The sequence below is a fragment of the Mesorhizobium delmotii genome (assembly GCF_900149755.1).
Lineage (GTDB): Bacteria > Pseudomonadota > Alphaproteobacteria > Rhizobiales > Rhizobiaceae > Mesorhizobium > Mesorhizobium delmotii.
In genome coordinates this window covers 226-20,072 of sequence record NZ_FUIG01000013.1, presented here as the reverse complement: position 1 = coordinate 20,072, position 19,847 = coordinate 226, and the positions used below count along the sequence as shown (strand labels likewise).

Sequence of the window (19,847 nt, the reverse complement as noted above, 5' to 3'; positions counted from 1 at the left end):
CGTTCAACCTGCTGGGGCCAGGGTCGCGAACTGACCCTAAGCTGCCGTTTCACGGAACCACCTTGGAACTCCGGCTCGGCGGGAAAGCGGACGTTCAGCCATATCCACGTCAGACCTTACACAGGGAAATGACAAAAGCCCCGGAAGCGGTCGATCCGGGGTCGACCATGTCCTTGTCTGATCAGGGATTATGATGACATCGCTGCGTCGGCCGCCTCGGCGGCGCGCCGTCTCAGCAGGTCATGTTCCCGCCTGTTGCCCGCCAGCGTCGCGGCCGCTTCGAACGCGGCGCGCGCCTCCTCGTAACGGCCGAGCTTGTGGAGTAGGTCGCCGCGAACGCTCGGCAGCAGGTGATAGCCTTTGAGCGCCGGCTCGCGCGCAAGGCGGTCCACGATCACCAGCGCCACTTCTGGGCCCTCGGCCATGCCGACGGCAACCGCGCGGTTGAGGTCGATGATTGGCGAGCGCAGGACAGCCGCCAGTTCCGTATAAAGTCCGGCGATGCGCGACCAGTCGGTATCGCCCGCCGTCCTCGCCTGGGCGTGGCAGGCGATAATCGTCGCCTGGAGGACGTAAATGCCGCCGGCTCCGCCTAATTCGCGTGCTCGCCCGAGCGCCTGCATCCCGCGCCGGATCTGGAGATGGTCCCAGAGTGCGCGGTTCTGGTCCAGCATGAGGATTGGCTCGCCCCCTGCATCAGTACGCGCCGCCGTGCGCGAGGCGTTCAGCTCCATCAGAGCGAGCAGTCCATGGGCTTCGGGCTCGTGCGGCACGATGGAGGTGAGCACGCGGCCCATGCGAAGCGCTTCATTGCAGAGCTGGGGGCGCAGCCAGTCCTCGCCGCTCGCCGCGGTGTAGCCTTCGTTGAAGATGAGGTAGACGACCTCCAGCACCGAGGAGAGCCGCTTTGAGAGCTCCTCGCCGCTTGCGGTCTCGTAGGCCAGCCCCGATTCCGAAAGAGTCCGCTTCGCGCGCACGATGCGCTGGGCGATCGTCGCCTCCGGCAGCAGGAAGGCCCTGGCGATCTCCTCGGTTGTCAGGCCGCAGATCATCCGCAGTGCCAGCGCCGCGCGCGCCTCGTGCGACAGTCGCGGGTGACAGGCGGTGAAGATGAGCCGAAGCAGTTCATCGCCTATGTCGTCGTCCAGGGCCGAGTCGAGGTCGGGCATGGCCCGCTGCTCCTCCTCCATGTCCCAGGCGATAATGTCGTGCTTGCGCTCGAGCATCCGGCTGCGGCGCAGATGATCCAGGGCCCGGCGCTTGGCGGTCGCCATCAGCCAGGCGCCAGGTTTTTCCGGAACGCCTGTGGCGGGCCACCGCTCAAGGGCGGCCAGCAGGGCTTCCTGCGTCAAATCCTCGGCCAACGGCACATCGCGCAGCATCCTCGCCAGACTGGTGATCAGCCGGGGCTGCTCGATCCGCCACACGGCGAGGATCGTGCGATGGGCGTCGGCGACCGTCATGGCCGCCGACCACGTCTGCAGGAACGTCGCCTCAAGGGCCGGCAAACGCGCGGACCTCGCACGTGCCCTCCCAATCCGGCATGAAATCCTTGTGGAGCTGCATGAACTCGACCGCCGACGCCACAGCCTCTTCCTTGTTCCGGAACTCCATGATCGCGTAGCCCCCGATGACCTCCTTCGCCTCGACGAACGGGCCATCGATGACGCTGAGCTTCCCATCGGCGATGCGCACCTGCGCGCCCATCGCGACCGGCGTGAGCCCGCCCATGTCGACCATGCGGCCGGCCTTGATTTCCCGGTCGGCGAGCTTGTTCATCGCCTCTATGAGTTCCGCCGTTGGCGGTCCGGCGTGGGCGGTAGTGACGAACGACATGAAGCGCATTTGAGAACTCCTCCTGAGGCGAGCCGCGGACGTGATGGCCGCTGAACAGTCTCGCTAATAAGTCGACGAACCAGCCCCCGGCGGATCGACAGGGCTTTGAATAAAATCACGCCCGGGCTCTAAAGACGATGGGCGAGTGAACAGGTTCGATTGACCAACCCCATCTAACCCCGACAACTCGTCCAGCGTCGTGAGTTGCGTTGCCGCGTCAATTTTGGCGGCTAGGAGGCTGCTTGAAACTGGCCGGCGTGATGGAATGAAACGCGAGGCGGCCGAGCTAGCTCGCAGGGCGAGTGTCCGGCCAAGTCCTGGGTGAGTTCTCGGATTGTCGTGAAATGAGCGTGGGAAAGGCGCACTGGCCGGCAGTGGCGGCAAACGCGGCGGAAGCCGGCCGCAGCGATTCGGCGATACGCATGGTTGTCGATAGCGCGTCCCCGGCGGGTCATTGCGCACCGCCAGGGATCAGCGGCGACACGGCGACAGCCGCGCCGCCGGTCTGTAGCGGGCTAATTGAGCCCCGCCTTGTCCAGGCCATACATTGCATCGGCGGAACCCGGCACGGTCTTGAAGCCGACGTTGAGGCGGTTCCACGAGTTGACCACCATGACAGCGAAGCTAAGATCGGAGATCTCCTTTTCCGACAGCTGCGTGCGGACGCGCTCATAGATCTCATCGGAAACGCCCTGGTCCGGCAGCTTGGTCAGGACTTCCGTCCATGCGAGTGCGGCGCGCTCGCGTGGGGCGAACAGGGTCGAATCCCTCCACGCGGCCAAGTGGTAGAGGCGCAGTTCGCGCTCGCCGTGCATCTTTGCCTGCTTGACGTGCATATCGAGGCAGAAGGAGCAGCCGTTGAGCTGCGAAGCACGAATACTGACAAGATTGAGGATGGACTCCTCGATCGAGCTTGCACGGAGAGCCGTTACAACCCCGGTGAACTTCTTCACGAGTTCCGGAGATTGATCGGCCCAGTTAACACGGGGCCCACGCTTGGTCCCGGCCTCCGCCGCCGGTTTGGTGGTGATATTCATGAATGTCTCCTTGAAGGCGGTTTATCGCCTGCAAATCATGCCGGGACGCGCCGGGCCGAGCCATCATGCGAGAGGCCATGTCGCCACTCGGCTGGTCTAGGCAGTGTCATCCTGAGGGCTAGGCCAAGTACGCTTCGGCCACGCCTCATGGATTTCCATGAGGTGCAGCCGGGGGGGCGCCGAATTAGAGTGGGCCATGAGTTCGCCAGCCGAGATCATGAGATCGCCAGCCCAGATATCGCGGAGACGTGCTACACGCAGCGTTGACAATCCCCAGCCCTTCTTTGCCCGGCAGGAGAAACCGATGATGTCCGTCTGGTCGCGCCCGCAATTCCTTCATCTGGGGCTATTTTTTGCGGCATATGTCTTGGGCTGCGGGTTCGCCCAGGCGCTCGCAATCGTCCCCGGAATAACGGTTTCCATTTGGCCTCCGGGCGGCGTTTTCATCGCGACGCTCATCCTCACCTCGCCTTACAGTTGGCCGTGGTGGATACTGGCGGGTTGCCTGGCGGAGATGTTCGCGCAGTTCGTGTGGTTCCACAGTCCGCTGCCTGCGGGCTTTCTGATCTATGTCGGCAACGCCCTCGGCGCGGCTGTCGGCGCAACGCTGGTGAACCGGACATGCGGGCGCCCGGTTCGGCTCGAAACCTTGCAGGAAGTTCTCGCATTCGTCGTTCTGGGTGCTGGAGTTGCGCCCCTCGTAAGCGCGACGGTGGGAAGCGCGACGCTTGCGTGGTTTGGGGTAGAATCGCAAACCTTCACGGCGGTATGGCCGCTGTTTTGGATTGGAGACGCCACCGGAATCCTGCTCGTAGCGCCACCGGCGTTGGTCGTGATCCAGTATTGGCGCAGCAAGACCCAATTCTCTCCCGCGCAGCGGGCGGAAGCCGGCGTCCTAGGTCTGATCTTCCTAGGGGTCGCCGCACTTTCCTTGAGCGACGTCTATCTGCCCACCCCCTACATCATCATGCCGCCCCTTCTTTGGGCCGCGGCGCGCTTCGAGTTCAGAGGTGCTGCCGTCGCCTTGACGCTCCTCGCCCTGATCACGATGGCGCTGACGATATCCGGTGACAGCCAGTTTGTCGGCGATCCCGAGTCCCAGAGGGAAAGGCAGGTCATGCTGCAGCTTTTCCTGGCAATCTCGGCATTTTCGGCGCTCATCGTGGCGGCCATATCCCGGCAATATCAGCTGGCGCTGGCCACATCGCGAGACCGGGAACGGGAGCTCTCGCAGCTCGTCGATATGGTTCCGAGCCACGTCTGGCGTCTAACGCCTGACGGCGAGCCGATTTTTTTCAATAAGCGCATGGTCGATTTTCTCGGCCTGGACGTGGCGGATACGGTCAAGCCGGGCATGAGCCGCTTGACCGCGATGATAGAGGCCGGCGTCCATCCGGACGATGCGGCGGCGTTCGGGGACACGCTCCGCGATCGCCTCGCCACCGGCGAGGTCTTTGCGATGCGGTACCGCTTGCGCCGCCTCGACGGGACCTACCGCTGGATGTCGAGCCGCGCCGAGCCGATGAGGGATCAGGAGGGGCGCATCGTCCAGTGGTACGGGCTCTGTCACGACATAGACGATCAGATGCATGCCGAAGAGGCGCTGCGGCGGAGCGAGCGGCAGCTTCAGGAGACGATCGATGCCGTACCAGTCCGGATCTGGAGCGCAAAGCCTACGGGCGGGCCAGTCTACTTCAACAAGCGCTACCAGGACCATTTCCGCTCCGTCATCGCGGATTTCGAAGCTCTCGAGGAGCCGCGCATTGAGCAACTGCTGCAGGAGCTGATCCATCCCGAAGATGCTCCCGAGGTACAGAACACCCTACGGAATTGCTTCGAAACCGGTGGCATGTCCACGATGCGATTTCGTTGGCGCGAACAGCACGGCGCGTACCGGTGGGCGGAGTGCAGGGTAGAGCCTCGGCGTAACGAAGACGGTGAGGTCGCGGAATGGTACGGCGTTTCGCTCGACATCGACGATGAGGTGCGTGCGCAGGAAGCCTTGCGCGACAGGGAGCGCGAGCTCTCGCAGCTCGTGAATATGGTTCCCGTCCATATCAGGCGTCTGACGCCGAAAGGCGAGCCGACCTTCTTCAACAAGCGCTTGCTCGACTTCTTCGGCTTGAACGACCTGGCCCAACTGGACAAGCCGGACATGAGCCGACTGGCGGCAGCCATACAGGCTCTCGTCCATCTCGACGATGCACCTCTCCTGCTCAACACGGTTCGCCACTCCCTCGCCACCGGGGAGCCCTACTTCATGAAGTATCGTATGCGTCATGCGGATGGCGCGTATCGCTGGGTCGACGGCCGCGGGGAGCCGGTGCGGGACCAAAGCGGCGCGATCTTGCAATGGTACGCAATTTCCATCGACATCGATGGGGAAGTTCGGGCGCAGGAAGACCTGCGTCTGGCGCAAGCAAGTCTAGCGCGTGCGAGCCAGGCAGCCAGCCTTGCCGAGCTCTCGGCATCTATCGCGCATGAGGTGAACCAACCACTCGCCGCGATCGTCGCCAACTCCAGTGCATGCCACCGCTGGCTTTCGGCCGAACCCCCAAACCTCGAGCGCGCGAAGATCACCGCCGAGCGCATCATCCGGGACGCCAACTCGGCAGCGGAAGTTGTCAGCCGAATCCGCGCCTTGTTCAGGCAATCCGTGGAGCCGAGGAATCGCACGATGCTCGGTAGCATCATAGCCGAGGCGCGCGATCTTATGGCCGAGGAGGCGGCGCGGCGGCGCGTCCGCCTGGATGTCGATGTCGGAAGCAGCTTGCCGCTTCTCGCCCTCGACCGCGTACATATCCAGCAGGTCCTGGTGAACCTCATTCGAAACGGCATGGATGCGATGGACTCCATTGCGGGTGACCGGGTTCTTGGGGTGAGGGTCCGCCGCGTGGGCGATGTGGTCCAAACGGAGATCAGTGATCGCGGCGCGGGGGTCGCGTTTCCCGACAAGATATTCGAGCCGTTCTTCACGACGAAGGGGAACGGAATGGGCATGGGGCTCGCGATCAGCCGTTCGATCGTCGAATCGCATGGCGGACGCCTGTGGGCGGAGAAGAACGAACCGCAGGGAGCGACGTTCGTCTTCACCTTGCCTATTGAAACGAAAGCGGCGCCATGACCACGGATGACCATATCGTCTTCATCGTGGACGACGATGCGCGCCTACGGGAAGCGCTGAGCGAGTTGCTCGATTCGCACGGCATTCGCGCCGCCGCGTTCGGATCGGCCGGCGAATACATCAGTGCGGACAAACCGGACGCCCCGGCATGCCTCATCCTCGATGTCGAGCTGCCCGACATAAACGGCCTCGATCTACAGAGGCAGATTGCGAAGGGAGATCATCCGCCGATCGTGTTCGTAACAGGGCACGGCGACATTCCTTCATCCGTCCAGGCGATCAAGCATGGCGCCGTGGACTTTCTCACCAAGCCCTTCAGCGATGCCGATCTTATGTCTGCAATCCATGCGGCGATAGCCGAGGATCGGGAAAGGAGATCGGCGCGCGCTGAACTAAGCGTGCTGAGGCGACGCTATCTCGAGCTGACGCCACGCGAACGCGAGGTGCTGCCGTTGGTAGTGAGTGGTCTGCTCAACAAGCAGGCCGCCGCCGAGCTGGGGATCAGCGAAGTCACGCTGGAAATCCATAGAAGGAACGTGATGCAGAAAATGGCGGCGGCGTCGCTCGCTGATCTCGTGAGGATCGCGGAGCGATTGGAGATACCAGTCACCCACTCGCGCCGAGCGGGGGGGAACCGGGCGTGACCAAGGGAAGATCCGTTGTTGCGGTTGTCGACGACGATCCAAGGGTGCTCGAGTCGCTGGAGGATCTGCTGGAGTCCGCAGGCTATGCGGCACGCAGCTTCTCGTCAGCACGATCATTGCTCATCAGCGGGCTGGCCGGCCTGGACGTTCTCATCACCGACATTGGGATGCCCGGCATGGACGGCTTCGAGCTTTGTGACCTGGTGAAGAAGGTGCGCCCGGATCTGCCGATATTCCTGATCACTGGGCGCGACGAGATTACCGATGCGGACAGAGTCCAGGGCGTCAGCAGATGCTTCCGCAAGCCGTTCGATGCGCAGGTCATGCTGGCAGCCATCGGCAATGCCTTACGCAAATCGAAAAATGGAGGTGAGCATGAGAGTTGAGCAGCCACACTTACGCGGATCGGCTCCGTTGTCAGCGCAGAGGAGGAGCGAAGCGGAGCAGCCACTCGTCATCATTGTGGATGACGATGCGTCTGTTCAGGAGGCGCTGTCCGAATTGATACTTTCCGCTGGATTCCAGCCTGTTTGTTTCAGCTCGACGCGCGAATTGCTCAATGCCGACGTACTGGACAGCTCCGGTTGCCTGATCCTCGATGTGCGAATGCCGGGGTCGAGCGGCCTCGACTTGCAGCGCCATCTGGCCCAAACCGGCAACCCCAAGCCGGTCATCTTCCTGACCGGGCATGGCGACATTCCCATGACCGTGCAGGCGATGAAGGCCGGTGCGGTGGACTTTCTGACGAAGCCGGTGCGGGATCAGACGCTGCTTGACGCCGTACTTGCGGGCATCGCGACGGATGCCACGCGGCGAGCGGAAGCTGCGGTCGTCAAGCGCAACCTCGACCGCCTGGAGACGCTGACGCCACGCGAGCGCGAGGTTCTGCATCAGGTCGCCCGTGGACGCCTCAACAAGCAGATCGCCTTCGATCTCGGCATTAGTGAGGTGACGGTGAAGCTGCACCGCGGCAATGTCATGCGCAAGATGGAGGCCGCATCCATCGGCGAGCTGATCCGCGCATGGGAGACGCTGCCGGCGGCGATGCGCGACGCCGGCGCGAACTAGACTTTGGCACAAGGCGATGGATGCTTCCGTCCGAAAGGATCGGCTAGCGCAGGGATATCCCTCCTCGTGAAGCACGAGGAGGTCAGCTTGAAGGCAGCGGACTTGTCGGGTCAAGGCAATTCAAGGCGTACAGCAATGTACGACCTCCGATGTCGCCTTCTAAGCGCGGAACTGCCGGATAATTTGGCCCTTAAACGTGTTCACTCTTCGAAAGGCGCGTTCGACACGAGATCGACGGATGAAGGAATTCGGTATCCAGCTACATAGCGTTCACCGAAATCCCGGACGAAATTGTCGTAGGTCGTTTCCGGTCTGGCCTCGGCGATGTGAGAGAAGCACCCGGTCATGCGCCGCTTCATGTCGAGCCGCGGGAATTCCTCAACGATCCTCGCTATCTCTGCTGCGGGGATAAGCTCGTATTGCAGGCCGACCACATCCAAGCAGATTCCGGCGGTACAGAGCGCTACCTCCGCCTCCTTGTAGAGGCCGATGGATGGTATCGAGTTGAGGGCGACGCTGTCCCAGATCAGCTGGGCTCGGCGCTGGTCGACACCGCGTTGCCGGGCGAATATCCGGGCCAGATCGGCGCCTTCGACTTCGAAACGGCGTGGACCGTCAAAGCGCTCGTTCAGCGTGATGTCGTGCAACAGCGTCCCCAAGGCGACGACTTCCGCGTCGTAGTCGATGTTCCGAAGCTGCCCGATCCGTGCCGCAAACAACCAGGAACGGACGACATGATTGAACAGATAGGGCTCGCTTTCCCGACGGGCATAAACGAGGGCCTGTTCCACGAGCGGCGTATCGGGAACCGAAATCCCTGACAGGATTCGACCGCTGGTTCGGTTCATGTCCATAGTCACCTCAGCGATTTTCGACCGGCAGTTCGCCGGCACGTGCGTCATGTGAGGCCCAAGCCCCCATCCACGGCGATTACCTGTCCGGTCACCCACTCGGATCCCGGATCGGCGAGATGCACGATCCACCTGGCTACGTCGTCCGGACTGCCACGTCGTTTGAGCGGTATCTGCTCGCGCTCAGCTTCCTCGATAACTGCTGCATGTTCCGGAGAGAGCCCCATCATGCCTGTCAGCGCTCCCGATTCGGTCGGGCCGGCAGCAACGGCGTTGACGCGCACGCCCAGAGGCGCGAGCTCCAGCGCCCAGCAGCGAGTGAGATGCTCCAGCGCCGCCTTGCTGGCGGCGTAGTGCGAGAGACCAGCCCCGGGCTTGTGACCGAACGTGCTCGATATGTTGATGATCGCTCCCGTCACCGCCGCCAGATGCGGAATCGCCGCCCCCGCCAGCAGGCTTGGGCCAACGACATTCACCGCAAAGATGTTGTTGATCCGCTCAGCGGTTGCGTCCCCCAGAGACAAGAGAGCGCCAGCGCCGGCATTGTTCACCAGCACGTCCAAGCGGCCCCATGTGTCGACTGCCTTCGCGATTGTGCGTTGGGCGTCTTCGGCCTTCGCAACGTCGGCGACAAGGCCGGCGATGTTCGGGTGCGCGGCGACTGTTTCCTCCAGCGGCCCCGAGCGGCGTCCTGTGATGAGGACCTTCGCACCTTGCCTGGCAAAGCTCAGGGCTGCGGCGCGGCCGATGCCGGAGCTTCCGCCGGTGACGATGACGACCTTGTTATCAAGCGTCGACATGATCTCGCCCCTCAGGAACCCGAGACGCTGGTTCATTGTTCATCAACGAGATCAGTCCCTCTTGCCAAATGGCGGCTTGCACCGCAGGACGGCTCACTATGCGGTGACGCAGCGCTACGAATGATGCGGGGATGCGCACATCGAAACGATCGGCCCACAGCAGCATCACCAACAGGTAGAAATCCGCGACGCTGGGCGTTTCGCCGAACAGATAGCCGCCGACCTGGGTATCAGCCAGATTGTAGAGCAGTCCTGAAATCTTTGCCCTGGCCTGCGCCTTTTCGGCTTCGGCACCGCCGTGCCACATTGGCTTGAAGCTGCGGTGCACCTCGGTCGAGATGAAAGCCAGCGCTTCCAGAACGCGCGTGCGGCCTAGATCGCCCGGAACGCCGAGCGCCGGATATTGCATGGCGAGCCAATCGAGAATGGCGATGTTCTCGGTAAGGATTTCCCCGCTGTCCAGCACTAGTGCCGGCACGTAGCCCTTGCTGATAATATCGTTGAAATCGGCTCCCGCGGCCGTCCGCTTCGTTTTCAGGTCTACGCTCTCCCGCTCGAACGGCACTGCGGCCTCGAGCAAGGCGATGTGATCGGCCAGGCTGCAGGCGAGTGGGCTGTAATATAATTTCATCTTTACGATCCTTCTGGCGGGGATTTTCTTCTTAAGGGCGTGGTGGCGTCGCTGCGGGGTGGGGCTAGCGGTAACCGACCCCGCTTACGTAATTGAAGAGCATCCGCTCCTGCATTTCTTCCTGCTCGAACAGAGCTTTCATCGCGTCGCGTATGTCCAATATGCCGAGAGGCCTGGCGGCATCGTCGATCACGGGAATATTTTGAAGGTTTCGCGCAGCCATAGTTTGCCACACCGCGTGGACATCGTCCTGCAGGCTACACGAGACGATAGACCTGCTCATCAGGGCCGACACCGGCGGCGCCGACATCGAACCTGCGAGATGGCGGACGAGATCGGATTTGCTCAGGACACCTTCCGCGTTTCCGCTGCCATTGCACACCACGACGAGACCGACTCCAGGCCGGGAAAGCCAATGGGCGGCAGTTTGCACGGTGGCATTAAAGTCGATCACGGCGAGACGTGGCGACGTCAAAGCATGCAGTTTGTCGATGATCATTGCAGCCGTCCTTGGTTGCGTGGCCGCGCCGCGAATGCTTCAGGTGCTCGGCGGCGCGGCGCTCTTCCCCTTGAGACAGGGCGATGAAATCCCGACCTCATTCTTCGTAGGGGAGCACAAGTTCGGTCTCGTCGGTGTCGACGATGAAGACGGCCAGCAGCCGGGCGGGGTCAGTCGCGCTGGCATTCTGGCTGACGCGGTGACGATCGCCGGGATATTCGGACCAGCTCTCGCCGGCGCGATAGGTGACCACCGGGCCATCATTGACCTGACTCTTGATCGCCCCTTCGAGAACCGTGGCGTAGATGAAGGCAGATTTGGGATGGAGATGCGCGGGCGAGTTGCCGCCTGGCTCATATTCGACAAGCACACCTCTCATGCTCTTGCCGGACACGTTCGGAAGCGGTTGATCATAAACGAGCTTCACGTTTTTGAAAGCGCTAGCCGTATTGTCGGCCAGCGCGGCGGTGGCGATGAACGCCGCGAGAGCGGCGGTGCTGTAGAGTATGCTCCTGATCATTTGTCTGGCTCCAGTTTGCGGTTGAGATTGCGGGTGATCGCCGGCCGAGGGACGGCCGGCGATCGGGCTCTCGCCTGAGGGCATGGCGGGTGCCTAGGACCTGATGAAGGTGAGCAAGTCGGCGTTCACCACATCGGCATGCGTGGTACACATCCCGTGCGGAAAGCCCTCATAGATCTTGAGCGTGCCGTTCTTCAGAAGCTTTGCCGATAATGGCGCGGAATCGGCAATGGGCACGATCTGATCGTCCGTACCGTGCATGACGAGTGTCGGCACGTCGATGATCTTGAGGTCGTCGGTGAAATCGGTTTCCGAGAAGGCCTTGATGCCGTCGTAGTGCGCCTTGGCGCTGCCCATCATGCCTTGCCGCCACCAGTTTTGGATGACGCCCTGGATCGCTTCCGCGCCCGGCCGGTTGAAGCTGTAGAAAGGGCCCGACGGGAAATCGATGTAGAACTGCGCGCGGTTGTCGGCGAGCGACTTGCGCAATCCGTCGAACACTTTGATCGGAAGTCCACCGGGGTTGGCCGGCGTCTTCACCATGATCGGCGGCACCGCGCCAATGAGAACAAGCTTCGTGGCGCGCTCCTTGCCGTAGCGGGCAACATAGTGCGCCGCTTCACCGCCGCCGGTGGAGTGACCGATATGGATAGTGTCCTTGAGGTCGAGATGCTCGACCACGGCGGCGATATCGGCGGCATAGTGGTCCATATCGTGACCGTCGCTCACCTGCGCGGAACGGCCGTGCCCGCGCCGGTCATGGGCGATGGTGCGATATCCATGCCCGACGAAGAAAAGCATCTGCGTGTCCCAGTCGTCGGCGCTAAGCGGCCAGCCGTGGTGGAAGACGATCGGTTGGGCGTCCTTCGGGCCCCAGTCCTTGTAGTAGATCTCGGTGGCGTCCTTGGTAGTGACAGTGCTCATATCTTTCGATCCTTTTTGAGCGATGGATTAGTTCGACTCCTGGCCGGCTGTCCCTTGCGCGAGCGCATATTTGGGCAGGCCGGTTGCAGTGCCGGCGACCGCCGCGCCGAGGAGGAGATCCCGGCGACTTGCCTGAGGCGCAAAGGGCAGCTTGTGGTCCATCGTCGTTTCCTTGCGATTTCTCTTCAGATGACGCCGTTACGCCGCAACACCGCTTCGCCGAGGCGGGGCGTGGTCGAACCAGTCTTCGAACGACGTCGAACCGATGCGGGCGCCCGCGCCCGGGACAAGCGAGCGGTCGTCTAGCTCGGTCCCGAAATAGAGCGCATGAGGATCGCCGATCACCTTCCTGGGGTCGTTGGCGAGCTGCAGAAAACGTGCGACCAGCTCGTTCATGCGGAAAGGCTCGGGGCCGCCGATCTCCATCACGCCGTTAATCGGCTGGGAGAGGGCCACGTCAGCCATGACATCCGCGACGTCGTCGGAGGCGATGGGCTGGAAGTAGGCCGACGATACCGTGACCGTGTCGCCGACGGTTGCCGACTGCGCAATGCCGCCAAGGAACTCGAAGAACTGGGTCGAGTGAACGATCGTGTAGGGAATTCCCGACTCCCTGATCAGCTTCTCCTGAGCCATCTTGGCGCGCAGGTAGCCGCTGCGGGGCAGGCGCTCCGCCCCGACGATCGAGAGCGCAATGTGATGTTTCACGCCGGCAACCTTTTCCGCCGCGAGCAGGTTCTTTCCGGCTGTTTCGAAGAACTCGAGAACGGCCTTGTCCTCGAACGACGGCGAATTCGCGAGGTCGATGACAACCTCCGCCCCGGCAAGAGCCTTGTCCAATCCCTCACCGGTGAAGGTGTTGACGCCGCCACTTGGCGACGCCGCCAACACGTCGTGGCCCTTCACGCTCAGCCTTGCGACGGTCTTGGAGCCGATAAGTCCGGTGCCGCCGATGATTACGATTTTCATGTCATTCTCCTGTTCTGACTTCGAAATGATCTGCTTGGAATGCCCCGACGCCTCGGTCGCACGCTGGACCGTCAAGGCGGGACACGCCTCATCCAATGCGGTTTTCGCAGCCCCGCTGGCCATGGACTTCACGACCGACGATTCGAGGTTGGAAGCGGCCGAACCACAGATTCTCTCGAGGCTTGCACTTGTCGAATGCAGCCGGCGCGAGGCGGCCGGTTTCGTCACTGCGCCGATGCGGCTTCCTTTATGAGCAAGGCGATCGCTTCTGGATGCGAGACCATCAGAGCGTGCGATCCGCCCTCGACGACGATGGTCTTTACCGAATGCGCGCGCTCGGCCATGAACTTCATGAGCGCCGGCGGGATATTCCGATCCGCCGAGCCGTAGATCGCGTAGGACGGAATTGTCTTCCAAGAGGGCGCGTCGGAGGGCTCTGCCAGGGCGGCGTCAGCCACCGGGCGTTGGGTCGCAGCCATCAGGCTGGCCTGCGCTGCCGGCACATCGGCTGCGAACTGCTCGTGAAACTTTTCCGGCTGGATGTAGAGGTCCTGTCCTCCATCCGGCCGCGCCACCGGCAGGAGCGCCTCGCCAAGCGTGCTGCCTGGGAACTTTCCCGAAAGCGTGAGACTGGACTCGCCCTTGTCGGGGGCGAATCCGGCCACATAGACCAGCGCTTTCACATTGTCCTTCCCGTTAGCTGCCTCGGTGATGACCGGACCGCCATAAGAATGGCCTACCAGGACGACCGGTCCGCCGATGGATCCGATGACGGCCGATACGGTGGCCGCATCGCTTGCAACGCCGCGAAGTGGGTTGGCCGCAGCGATGGTCCGGAAACCGTCGCTGTTGAGCTCGGCGATGACGCCGTTCCAGCTCGACGATTCAGCAAAGGCCCCGTGCACCAGCACGATCGTCGGTTTTGCCTGATGGTCTGCGGCCTGCGCCGTCGCGCTGTCCGACACGCAACATGCGTAAACAAGGGCCAGAGCTCTGATGATCTTGTGCACGTGTCTTCTCCTGTGCGGCGGGTCGTCCGATACCGAGAAGAATGCGCCCACTTGGCGCGCGAAAATATTCGACGGACGGCTCGGTCAGGCGATCCGAAAGTCTAGGACGATACACCCGGGGAGTGGCAGCTGTAGCCGGTGGTCGGCGCACGGGTAGGTTCCCGGCATCGATCGAACGCATCGCCGGGGTAAGGTCTCGACGGCTCCAGCTCTCGACTCCGTAATCGCCAGCGCCAGGACCGCCTTGCAGCAAGCCGCCGCACTCGTCAGGGAGACGGTCGGCCGAGCCGCGGCAAGTCATCGAGCGCCCGAACATGCAAGCGTGGGCGCCTGCTTGGCCGAGGTCGAAAACCTTGTCCGAAGCGCATGGGAGACGAACGTTCGTCTCGAAGTTCGCGTTGGGCGCGATCTACCCGCTGTGAAAGATCGTCTGCATGGCTTTGAGCAGCGCGAATTTCGAATCCGTGTGCTCTTGTCCGGTGCGGCTACCGCCGAGGGACATCCTGGCTGAGAGGACCGCCGCAAGATCTTCGGCCATTTCGGGCCGGTCGAGCAGCAGGGGCGCGAAGCTTTGCTGGTCAATCTCGTAGACCACGACGTGGCTCATTGCGCGCAAGGTCGAGGTCTCGCCAATGCCCGCGAGCAGACCCGTCTCTCCGAAAAAGTCGCCGGGAGCGAGACGGCCGATCTCCTGCGGATGGGCGTCATCTTCGCCGCGCTCTCGGACAATGATGCCCGTCCGAACAATCATGAGGGACGGCAGCATCTCTCCCTGTCGTGCTATGATGTCGCCCTTGCGATAGATGCGCACCGTAACCGTTGCCGCGAGGGCTTCTTTTTCGTTGTCCGTCAACGCCGAGAATACTGGTATGGCATTTATAAGCTTGATCGGCGTGACTTCTGGGAGACTTGCCGTCTCTTCGCTCGGCAAGTCATTCATGAGAATCGAAGAGGAGGGTGGCGTTGCCAACCGCAAACCCGCGGACTTGGAATGACGGTAGACAAGATCGAAGATTTCGTTCTTCGCCGGAATTCGCTGGCCAACATTTGCGACGCGAAAAAACAGATCGACCTCGATCGCCGTCGCATCCAGAGCTTTGATAGCGACCACCGGTGGGGGCTCCCTCAGTATTGTGTTGCTGCTTTGTAAGGCCGCGTTCATGACGTCCGCGACGATCGCCGGCATCTTGGTCGGCGCCAATCTTATCGTGACGGACAGCCCATGGCTCTCCTCAGGGCTGCTGACATTGGTCAGCCCGAGCTTCGCGAGGAAGCTGTTCGGCAGCGCCACCACGTTGTGGGCCAAGGTGAGCAGGTGAGTCGATCGCCAGTTGGTCTCGACAACGCGCCCTTCGGTTCCGTCGCTGAGAACGATCCAGTCCCCAAGCACATAAGGTCGGCCGAGGTTGAGCGCGATGCCCGAAAAGACGTCGCTCAGCGTATTCTGGAGCGCCAGTCCAAGTACGATGGCAAAGACGCCCGAGGTGGCGATCAGCGTTCCGATCGGCGCGCCGAAGACAAAGGCCAGGATCGACAGCAGCATCCCAACGTAAACGCCGCCGACGACGAGGTCCTGCAGAAGGCGCGCCTCGCGCGGCTTTCGCTCGAACACGAGATAGATGCGGACAAATCCGATCAGCGCCCAGGCGAGGTGAACCCACCACAGCAACTTGGCGGTCCCGACGAGGATTGCTCCCGCGGTTGTCTCTTTGCCCCATGCCGGCTCGTAGGGGACCACAGCTCCGTCAAGAAGCAGGACCGACATAGCGAGGAAGAATGCGATCTGGACAATCAGCCTGGTTGTGGAGAGCCGCCGCGGAATGACGTGCCACACGACTATGCCGGCAAGACCGACCAGCACCATGTAGAGAGGGGGAGCAGCATTCCACCAGTTCATGACCGGACCCGGATCCTCAAAAATCCTCACACAATCCTCGCCTCGGGGCATGGCGACCGGGCAGGTGATCATTCGGTGTTATTCCTTGCCTCTCTCCAGGATCGCTTCGGTTATCGAGTTCGGCAGCCGGCGCGGCGTCTCGATCGCGCCCAGTAGCGGCATGACGACAAGAAAGAACGCGAAGTAGTAAATGGTCGACACCTGCATGGCGGGGATATACCAGCCTTCCGCCGGCTTGGATCCCAACCAGCCAAGGAAGAGGGCGTTGATGACAAAGAGCCAGAAAAACCGCCTGTACCAGGGCCGGTAGACGGCCGAGCGCACCTTCGACGTATCCAGCCAGGGCACGAAGAACAACACGGCGATGGCGCCGAACATGGCGAGCACGCCGCCGAGCTTCGAGTCGACCGGCCCGATGTTGAAGGTGACGGCGCGCAGGATCGCGTAGAAGGGCAGGAAGTACCACTCGGGCACGATATGCGCCGGCGTCTTCAGCGGGTCGGCGGCGGTGTAGTTGTCTGGATGCCCGAGATAATTCGGCACGTAGAAGACGAAGTACGCAAAGGCGAGCAGGAACACCACGGCCCCGAGCACATCTTTCATCGTGGCATGGGGCGTGAAGTCCACGACGTCGGTTTCCGACTTCACGTCTATACCCGCCGGATTGGTCTGGCCGGCTACGTGAAGCGCCCAGATGTGCAGGATGACGACGCCCCTCAGCATGAACGGTAGCAGGTAATGCAGCGCAAAGAAGCGGTTTAGAGTCGGATTGTCCACCGCAAAGCCGCCGAGCAGCAATTGCTGCACCCAGTCGCCGACCAGCGGGATGGCGCTGAAGAAGCCGGTGATGACGGTCGCGCCCCAGAACGACATTTGTCCCCAGGGGAGCACGTAACCCATGAACGCCGTAGCCATCATCAACAGAAGGTTGGTGCAGCCGAGGACCCACAGCAGTTCGCGCGGCGCCTTGTAGGAGCCGTAATAGAGGCCACGGGAGACATGGACGTAGACCGCGATGAAGAAGAACGACGCGCCGTTGGAGTGCAGGTAGCGCAACAGCCAGCCGGAATTCACGTCGCGCATGATTTTGTCTACGGAATTGAAGGCCAGTGTCGTGTCGGCCGCGTAGTGCATGGCCAGCACGACGCCGGTAACGATCTGCGCGGCCAGCATCATCGACAGGATGCCCCCGAACGAATAAGCGTAGTTCAGGTTGCGCGGAACCGGATAGACGATGAACTGATCATGCACCAGGCGCGGCACCGGCAGGCGGGCGTCGAACCAGCGTCCGATCCTAGTCTTGGGAACATAGGCTGAATCTCCACCGCTCATCGCGTTGCCCCTAGTCTCGAATTGCCGGTATCGACATCGGCCGGCGCTATCTTGCCGGCCGCCCTTCACCACGGATGGGCGGTTCACTTGCGGTCACGAATCTTCCTCGGCGAGGCGGCCACTCTGATGCCGTTGCGTGAGTAGATCGGCCGGACCGTCGCGCGAGCGAACCCGTTGCCGCCGCGCCTTACCGGCTGCGCCGCCGTGTCGACGTCCCATAGCATCTGGAAGATCTGCAACATCTTCGAAAGAACGAATCGCAGTGTCATTTCCGATGCTCCTTGGTCGGGTTGAGGAGGAGCCAAGCATGCCAGCTTTTCCAGTGTGCGAACTATCATGCCGAGGATGCGTGCGTCCGATACGTTGGTCTATGGTCTCCTGATTGAAAGGCTGCGCCGGACCGGGCAGAGGCGGCCGAGTCAGGGTTACGAGGACTGCGCGCGGCCGTTGCAGGATGCCGCACGGGCGCTGGCGAGCGCCTCGTCAATCATGCGGCGGATGGTGCGCGCGCAACGGCCACACTGGGCGCTACAGCCGAGACAGCCATAGACCTGGCGGATCGAGCACGCCCGCTCCGCCTTGACGGCGGAGCGGACATCCTGATCGCTCAACACATTGCACGAGCACACGATCATGGCGCGATAAGTCTCGACGGCGATCTGGTACGGCTCTGACCCGACAAGCGGGTCAGTAGTCCCAGACAACCGGCACGCAACGAAAGACATCGCCGTCCACCGCCACATGGCAGATAGACGGGAACGGCAGGTGAGTGGCCACCAGCGGCTCGCGGGTTGCCGCCAGCTCCCGCAAAAGATTGATGCGGACGCGGGCCGCCTCCTCGGGGTCGTGTTCGAAGCCGTTGTGCCAGTCGGGTTGGTCGAACCCGACCTGGAACACGGCGTCGCCGGCGAAGGTCAGCCGGTCGCCGCCGGACGCCAGACGGACCACGCTGTGCCCGGGGGTGTGGCCGCCAGTGAGCGTGACGACCACCCCCGGCGCCACCTCGTGCTCGGTCTCAAACGGCCGCAACTGGTTGCGGTACTCGTTCACGAACCGCTTGGCCGCCCGCCGAAGCGCATCCGGGAACCCCGTTGGCATGGAGGCGCGGGAGAAATCGGGCGACTCCCAGAACTTGAGCTCGGCGGCCGCCACGTGAATCCGCAGATCCGGACGCAGCCGGTCCTTGACCCCGTCGATGAGTAGCCCGCCGATATGGTCCATGTGCATATGGGTCAGCACCACGTCGGTGACGGATGCGAGATCGATGCCGGCGGCCTCCAATCGCGAGACCAACCGCCCGGCCCTCGGCAAGTGCAAGTCCGGGTCCATCCCCAGCCCGGCGTCCACGAGTATGGTCCGGCCGCCGCTGCGTACGACGACCACGTTCAGCGGCCACTCGAGCACGTCCGGCGGCAGGAACATGTCGTCCAGCCAGGCCGCCCGGACGGCCGGGTCGACGTTGTATGCCATAACCGGGGCTGGTATCGGCAGCACTCCATCGCTGACCACCAACACGTCGATGTCGCCGACCTGCAGCGCGTAGCGCGACGGAACCAATTCGGGCGCCGGTCTACCGTTGCTGTGCTTGGCGTTCAGGCTGTCGGCGCAGTGCTGGATCGAGGGGTGTGAAATGTTGTCCAGGGTCATGTCTGTCTCCTGCTGACCACGGCCGTATCGGCCACCTCCGCCGCTGGCGCCCGTGGATTTGGCATGAGCCTCCATGGACCGCCAACTTGGCGTCTACGGAGGAAGTTGCACCGCCTCGGCCTGCGCCACCATCGGACGGAAGCACCGATCAGGCGATGCGAAAGTCTATGGCAGACCCGTTGCGAGTATGGGTGATATCCCGCGAACGTCGGAAGACGCCGCTTTGAGCAGCGAGCAACGGCTGTGCCTCTTGCCTGTTGGCAGTACACCCAGCGCGTAGGATCAGGATCAATCCTATGCCGCGGTCTCAGTCGTCCACAGCCTTGATGCAGTCGACTGCACACGCGCACCCTCAACATAGCGCTCTCCCCGTGTCTCTGGTCTGCACTGGTCGACCGAGCAAATGAGGAACACGGGCATGTCGCGCACCGACAGACAGTCCAGCACGACTAATGATGGCGCAACGCAATGGACGCCTTCCCACCGCCGGCGGGCAGGGTACCTGCATGTCCGATTGCGGCGGCGAAGCACGCGCTGGTGGCAAGCCTCTGATCTACTGAGCAACACAATCCACGACCAGATCGAATGGAAAGGAGAAGCATCCCATGAGACGGACAGCTATGCTTGTTGCAATGAGCATTCGCCAGTCATGCAGCAACAATCGAGAGGCACAACGTATCGCAAATGTCGCGCGAGGCGGTCGGTAGAGTCCGTCAATCGAAGCACCGATGCATCCTTCGATACCACTCAGCGCGTAGATAAATTGATGCTCTACGACATATACGTGCGTGATCATCGGACTTGCAAATCCGGCGAGGCGGCCGTGCCGACGCGCGTTCAGGCTAAGGACGGTCTATACAGAGTCCTCCGATGACCCAGGACAGACCTTTGGCGGTCGCTCGGTGGTCGACTGCACCTCTGCGGACATTCGAAGCCATGATGTTGCTTGAGATGCAATGCGCTCCAGGATCGGCACTGCCAAGCGGCAAATCAGGATCGTGCCCACTGGCGTGGTGTAGCTGACGGCATTGGACGCCGTGCTCTCCGGCATGGTGACG

General features: G+C 62.3%; 23 protein-coding genes. 5 read left to right on the top strand and 18 right to left on the bottom strand.

Annotated features, from left to right (window positions below; all coding sequences use genetic code 11):
* Nucleotides 1-188: 188 nt before the first annotated feature.
* From BQ8482_RS01485 to BQ8482_RS01475, 3 genes are all read right to left on the bottom strand, one after another.
* Nucleotides 189-1,463, bottom strand: coding sequence for an RNA polymerase sigma factor (locus BQ8482_RS01485; protein WP_123147302.1), 1,275 nt, complete (start codon nt 1,461-1,463; stop codon nt 189-191).
* Between the two features lie 31 nt (nt 1,464-1,494).
* Nucleotides 1,495-1,845, bottom strand: coding sequence for a YciI family protein (locus BQ8482_RS01480; RefSeq protein WP_123145974.1), 351 nt, complete (start codon nt 1,843-1,845; stop codon nt 1,495-1,497).
* 506 nt (nt 1,846-2,351) lie between these two features.
* The gene (locus BQ8482_RS01475) at nt 2,352-2,873 is read right to left on the bottom strand and encodes a carboxymuconolactone decarboxylase family protein (RefSeq protein ID WP_123145973.1); all 522 of its coding nucleotides are present in this window, start codon (nt 2,871-2,873) and stop codon (nt 2,352-2,354) included.
* 304 nt (nt 2,874-3,177) lie between these two features.
* Between BQ8482_RS01475 and BQ8482_RS01470 the strand changes: the two genes are divergently transcribed.
* From BQ8482_RS01470 to BQ8482_RS01455, 4 genes are read left to right on the top strand one after another with little or no spacing between them, the layout of a single operon-like run.
* Complete coding sequence (locus BQ8482_RS01470) at nt 3,178-5,997, top strand: MASE1 domain-containing protein (protein ID WP_123147301.1); 2,820 nt, start codon at nt 3,178-3,180, stop codon at nt 5,995-5,997.
* Nucleotides 5,994-6,641 (top strand): response regulator transcription factor, encoded by a 648-nt coding sequence (locus tag BQ8482_RS01465; protein ID WP_123145972.1) that lies wholly within the window; start codon nt 5,994-5,996, stop codon nt 6,639-6,641. Before BQ8482_RS01470 ends, BQ8482_RS01465 begins: the two co-directional genes overlap by 4 nt.
* Nucleotides 6,638-7,027, top strand: coding sequence for a response regulator (locus BQ8482_RS01460; RefSeq protein WP_123145971.1), 390 nt, complete (start codon nt 6,638-6,640; stop codon nt 7,025-7,027). The genes BQ8482_RS01465 and BQ8482_RS01460 overlap by 4 nt, the downstream gene beginning before the upstream one ends.
* Entirely contained in the window at nt 7,017-7,709 is a 693-nt protein-coding gene (locus BQ8482_RS01455; RefSeq protein WP_123145970.1) for a response regulator transcription factor, read from the top strand. Before BQ8482_RS01460 ends, BQ8482_RS01455 begins: the two co-directional genes overlap by 11 nt.
* 200 nt (nt 7,710-7,909) lie before the next feature.
* Here BQ8482_RS01455 and BQ8482_RS01450 read toward each other — a convergent pair whose 3' ends face one another.
* From BQ8482_RS01450 to BQ8482_RS01420, 8 genes are all read right to left on the bottom strand, one after another.
* Nucleotides 7,910-8,557, bottom strand: a complete 648-nt coding sequence (locus BQ8482_RS01450; protein ID WP_123147300.1) for an HD domain-containing protein — start codon at nt 8,555-8,557, stop codon at nt 7,910-7,912.
* A gap of 50 nt (nt 8,558-8,607) precedes the next feature.
* Nucleotides 8,608-9,360 carry an SDR family NAD(P)-dependent oxidoreductase gene (locus tag BQ8482_RS01445; protein ID WP_123147299.1) on the bottom strand — a complete coding sequence of 251 codons (753 nt, stop codon included), beginning with the start codon at nt 9,358-9,360 and terminating at the stop codon, nt 8,608-8,610.
* The gene (locus tag BQ8482_RS01440; protein ID WP_123145969.1) at nt 9,347-9,991 is read right to left on the bottom strand and encodes a glutathione S-transferase N-terminal domain-containing protein; all 645 of its coding nucleotides are present in this window, start codon (nt 9,989-9,991) and stop codon (nt 9,347-9,349) included. The genes BQ8482_RS01445 and BQ8482_RS01440 overlap by 14 nt, the downstream gene beginning before the upstream one ends.
* A 64-nt stretch (nt 9,992-10,055) precedes the next feature.
* Nucleotides 10,056-10,490, bottom strand: coding sequence for a CBS domain-containing protein (locus BQ8482_RS01435; protein WP_123145968.1), 435 nt, complete (start codon nt 10,488-10,490; stop codon nt 10,056-10,058).
* Between the two features lie 97 nt (nt 10,491-10,587).
* Nucleotides 10,588-11,010 (bottom strand): cupin domain-containing protein, encoded by a 423-nt coding sequence (locus BQ8482_RS01430; protein WP_123145967.1) that lies wholly within the window; start codon nt 11,008-11,010, stop codon nt 10,588-10,590.
* A gap of 93 nt (nt 11,011-11,103) precedes the next feature.
* Nucleotides 11,104-11,934: an alpha/beta fold hydrolase gene (locus BQ8482_RS01425; protein ID WP_123145966.1), complete on the bottom strand. Its 831-nt coding sequence runs from the start codon at nt 11,932-11,934 to the stop codon at nt 11,104-11,106.
* Between the two features lie 27 nt (nt 11,935-11,961).
* Nucleotides 11,962-12,096, bottom strand: a complete 135-nt coding sequence (locus tag BQ8482_RS39975; RefSeq protein ID WP_280178793.1) for a hypothetical protein — start codon at nt 12,094-12,096, stop codon at nt 11,962-11,964.
* A 36-nt stretch (nt 12,097-12,132) separates the two neighbouring features.
* On the bottom strand, nt 12,133-12,903 hold the full coding sequence (locus BQ8482_RS01420) for an SDR family oxidoreductase (RefSeq protein WP_123147298.1): 771 nt from the start codon (nt 12,901-12,903) through the stop codon (nt 12,133-12,135).
* Here BQ8482_RS01420 and BQ8482_RS37600 point away from each other — a divergent pair.
* Nucleotides 12,887-13,156 carry a hypothetical protein gene (locus BQ8482_RS37600; RefSeq protein ID WP_133254687.1) on the top strand — a complete coding sequence of 90 codons (270 nt, stop codon included), beginning with the start codon at nt 12,887-12,889 and terminating at the stop codon, nt 13,154-13,156. The genes BQ8482_RS01420 and BQ8482_RS37600 overlap by 17 nt on opposite strands.
* Here the strand turns inward: BQ8482_RS37600 and BQ8482_RS01415 are convergent.
* The 7 genes from BQ8482_RS01415 to BQ8482_RS38585 all read right to left on the bottom strand — a co-directional run.
* Nucleotides 13,128-13,913, bottom strand: a complete 786-nt coding sequence (locus BQ8482_RS01415; protein WP_208867589.1) for an alpha/beta fold hydrolase — start codon at nt 13,911-13,913, stop codon at nt 13,128-13,130. The genes BQ8482_RS37600 and BQ8482_RS01415 overlap by 29 nt on opposite strands.
* Nucleotides 13,914-14,322: 409 nt before the next feature.
* Nucleotides 14,323-15,810, bottom strand: coding sequence for a mechanosensitive ion channel family protein (locus BQ8482_RS01410; protein ID WP_123145965.1), 1,488 nt, complete (start codon nt 15,808-15,810; stop codon nt 14,323-14,325).
* Nucleotides 15,811-15,888: 78 nt separating this feature from the next.
* Nucleotides 15,889-17,142, bottom strand: coding sequence for a cytochrome b (locus BQ8482_RS01405; protein ID WP_123145964.1), 1,254 nt, complete (start codon nt 17,140-17,142; stop codon nt 15,889-15,891).
* An 83-nt stretch (nt 17,143-17,225) separates the two neighbouring features.
* The gene (locus tag BQ8482_RS01400; protein WP_123145963.1) at nt 17,226-17,411 is read right to left on the bottom strand and encodes a hypothetical protein; all 186 of its coding nucleotides are present in this window, start codon (nt 17,409-17,411) and stop codon (nt 17,226-17,228) included.
* 156 nt (nt 17,412-17,567) lie between these two features.
* Nucleotides 17,568-17,777, bottom strand: a complete 210-nt coding sequence (locus BQ8482_RS01395) for a (2Fe-2S)-binding protein (protein ID WP_123145962.1) — start codon at nt 17,775-17,777, stop codon at nt 17,568-17,570.
* A gap of 52 nt (nt 17,778-17,829) precedes the next feature.
* The gene (locus BQ8482_RS01390) at nt 17,830-18,789 is read right to left on the bottom strand and encodes an MBL fold metallo-hydrolase (protein ID WP_165848392.1); all 960 of its coding nucleotides are present in this window, start codon (nt 18,787-18,789) and stop codon (nt 17,830-17,832) included.
* Nucleotides 18,790-19,642: 853 nt separating this feature from the next.
* Nucleotides 19,643-19,847, bottom strand: a 205-nt coding sequence (locus tag BQ8482_RS38585) for a hypothetical protein (protein WP_208867588.1), incomplete at its 5' end; no start/stop codon positions are given.

Bases quoted from the DNA above. Each gene is read 5' to 3' on its own strand.
- BQ8482_RS01450 (WP_123147300.1), bottom strand. From the start codon at position 8,557: ATGAACCGAACCAGCGGTCGAATCCTGTCAGGGATTTCGGTTCCCGAT.
- BQ8482_RS01395 (WP_123145962.1), bottom strand. From the start codon at position 17,777: ATGATCGTGTGCTCGTGCAATGTGTTGAGCGATCAGGATGTCCGCTCC.
- BQ8482_RS01405 (WP_123145964.1), bottom strand. From the start codon at position 17,142: ATGAGCGGTGGAGATTCAGCCTATGTTCCCAAGACTAGGATCGGACGC.
- BQ8482_RS01435 (WP_123145968.1), bottom strand. From the start codon at position 10,490: ATGATCATCGACAAACTGCATGCTTTGACGTCGCCACGTCTCGCCGTG.
- BQ8482_RS01425 (WP_123145966.1), bottom strand. From the start codon at position 11,934: ATGAGCACTGTCACTACCAAGGACGCCACCGAGATCTACTACAAGGAC.
- BQ8482_RS01485 (WP_123147302.1), bottom strand. From the start codon at position 1,463: ATGACGGTCGCCGACGCCCATCGCACGATCCTCGCCGTGTGGCGGATC.
- BQ8482_RS01465 (WP_123145972.1), top strand. From the start codon at position 5,994: ATGACCACGGATGACCATATCGTCTTCATCGTGGACGACGATGCGCGC.
- BQ8482_RS39975 (WP_280178793.1), bottom strand. From the start codon at position 12,096: ATGGACCACAAGCTGCCCTTTGCGCCTCAGGCAAGTCGCCGGGATCTC.
- BQ8482_RS01475 (WP_123145973.1), bottom strand. From the start codon at position 2,873: ATGAATATCACCACCAAACCGGCGGCGGAGGCCGGGACCAAGCGTGGG.
- BQ8482_RS37600 (WP_133254687.1), top strand. From the start codon at position 12,887: ATGATTACGATTTTCATGTCATTCTCCTGTTCTGACTTCGAAATGATC.
- BQ8482_RS01410 (WP_123145965.1), bottom strand. From the start codon at position 15,810: ATGAACTGGTGGAATGCTGCTCCCCCTCTCTACATGGTGCTGGTCGGT.
- BQ8482_RS01445 (WP_123147299.1), bottom strand. From the start codon at position 9,360: ATGTCGACGCTTGATAACAAGGTCGTCATCGTCACCGGCGGAAGCTCC.
- BQ8482_RS01400 (WP_123145963.1), bottom strand. From the start codon at position 17,411: ATGACACTGCGATTCGTTCTTTCGAAGATGTTGCAGATCTTCCAGATG.
- BQ8482_RS01390 (WP_165848392.1), bottom strand. From the start codon at position 18,789: ATGACCCTGGACAACATTTCACACCCCTCGATCCAGCACTGCGCCGAC.
- BQ8482_RS01455 (WP_123145970.1), top strand. From the start codon at position 7,017: ATGAGAGTTGAGCAGCCACACTTACGCGGATCGGCTCCGTTGTCAGCG.
- BQ8482_RS01480 (WP_123145974.1), bottom strand. From the start codon at position 1,845: ATGCGCTTCATGTCGTTCGTCACTACCGCCCACGCCGGACCGCCAACG.
- BQ8482_RS01440 (WP_123145969.1), bottom strand. From the start codon at position 9,991: ATGAAATTATATTACAGCCCACTCGCCTGCAGCCTGGCCGATCACATC.
- BQ8482_RS01470 (WP_123147301.1), top strand. From the start codon at position 3,178: ATGATGTCCGTCTGGTCGCGCCCGCAATTCCTTCATCTGGGGCTATTT.
- BQ8482_RS01430 (WP_123145967.1), bottom strand. From the start codon at position 11,010: ATGATCAGGAGCATACTCTACAGCACCGCCGCTCTCGCGGCGTTCATC.
- BQ8482_RS01420 (WP_123147298.1), bottom strand. From the start codon at position 12,903: ATGAAAATCGTAATCATCGGCGGCACCGGACTTATCGGCTCCAAGACC.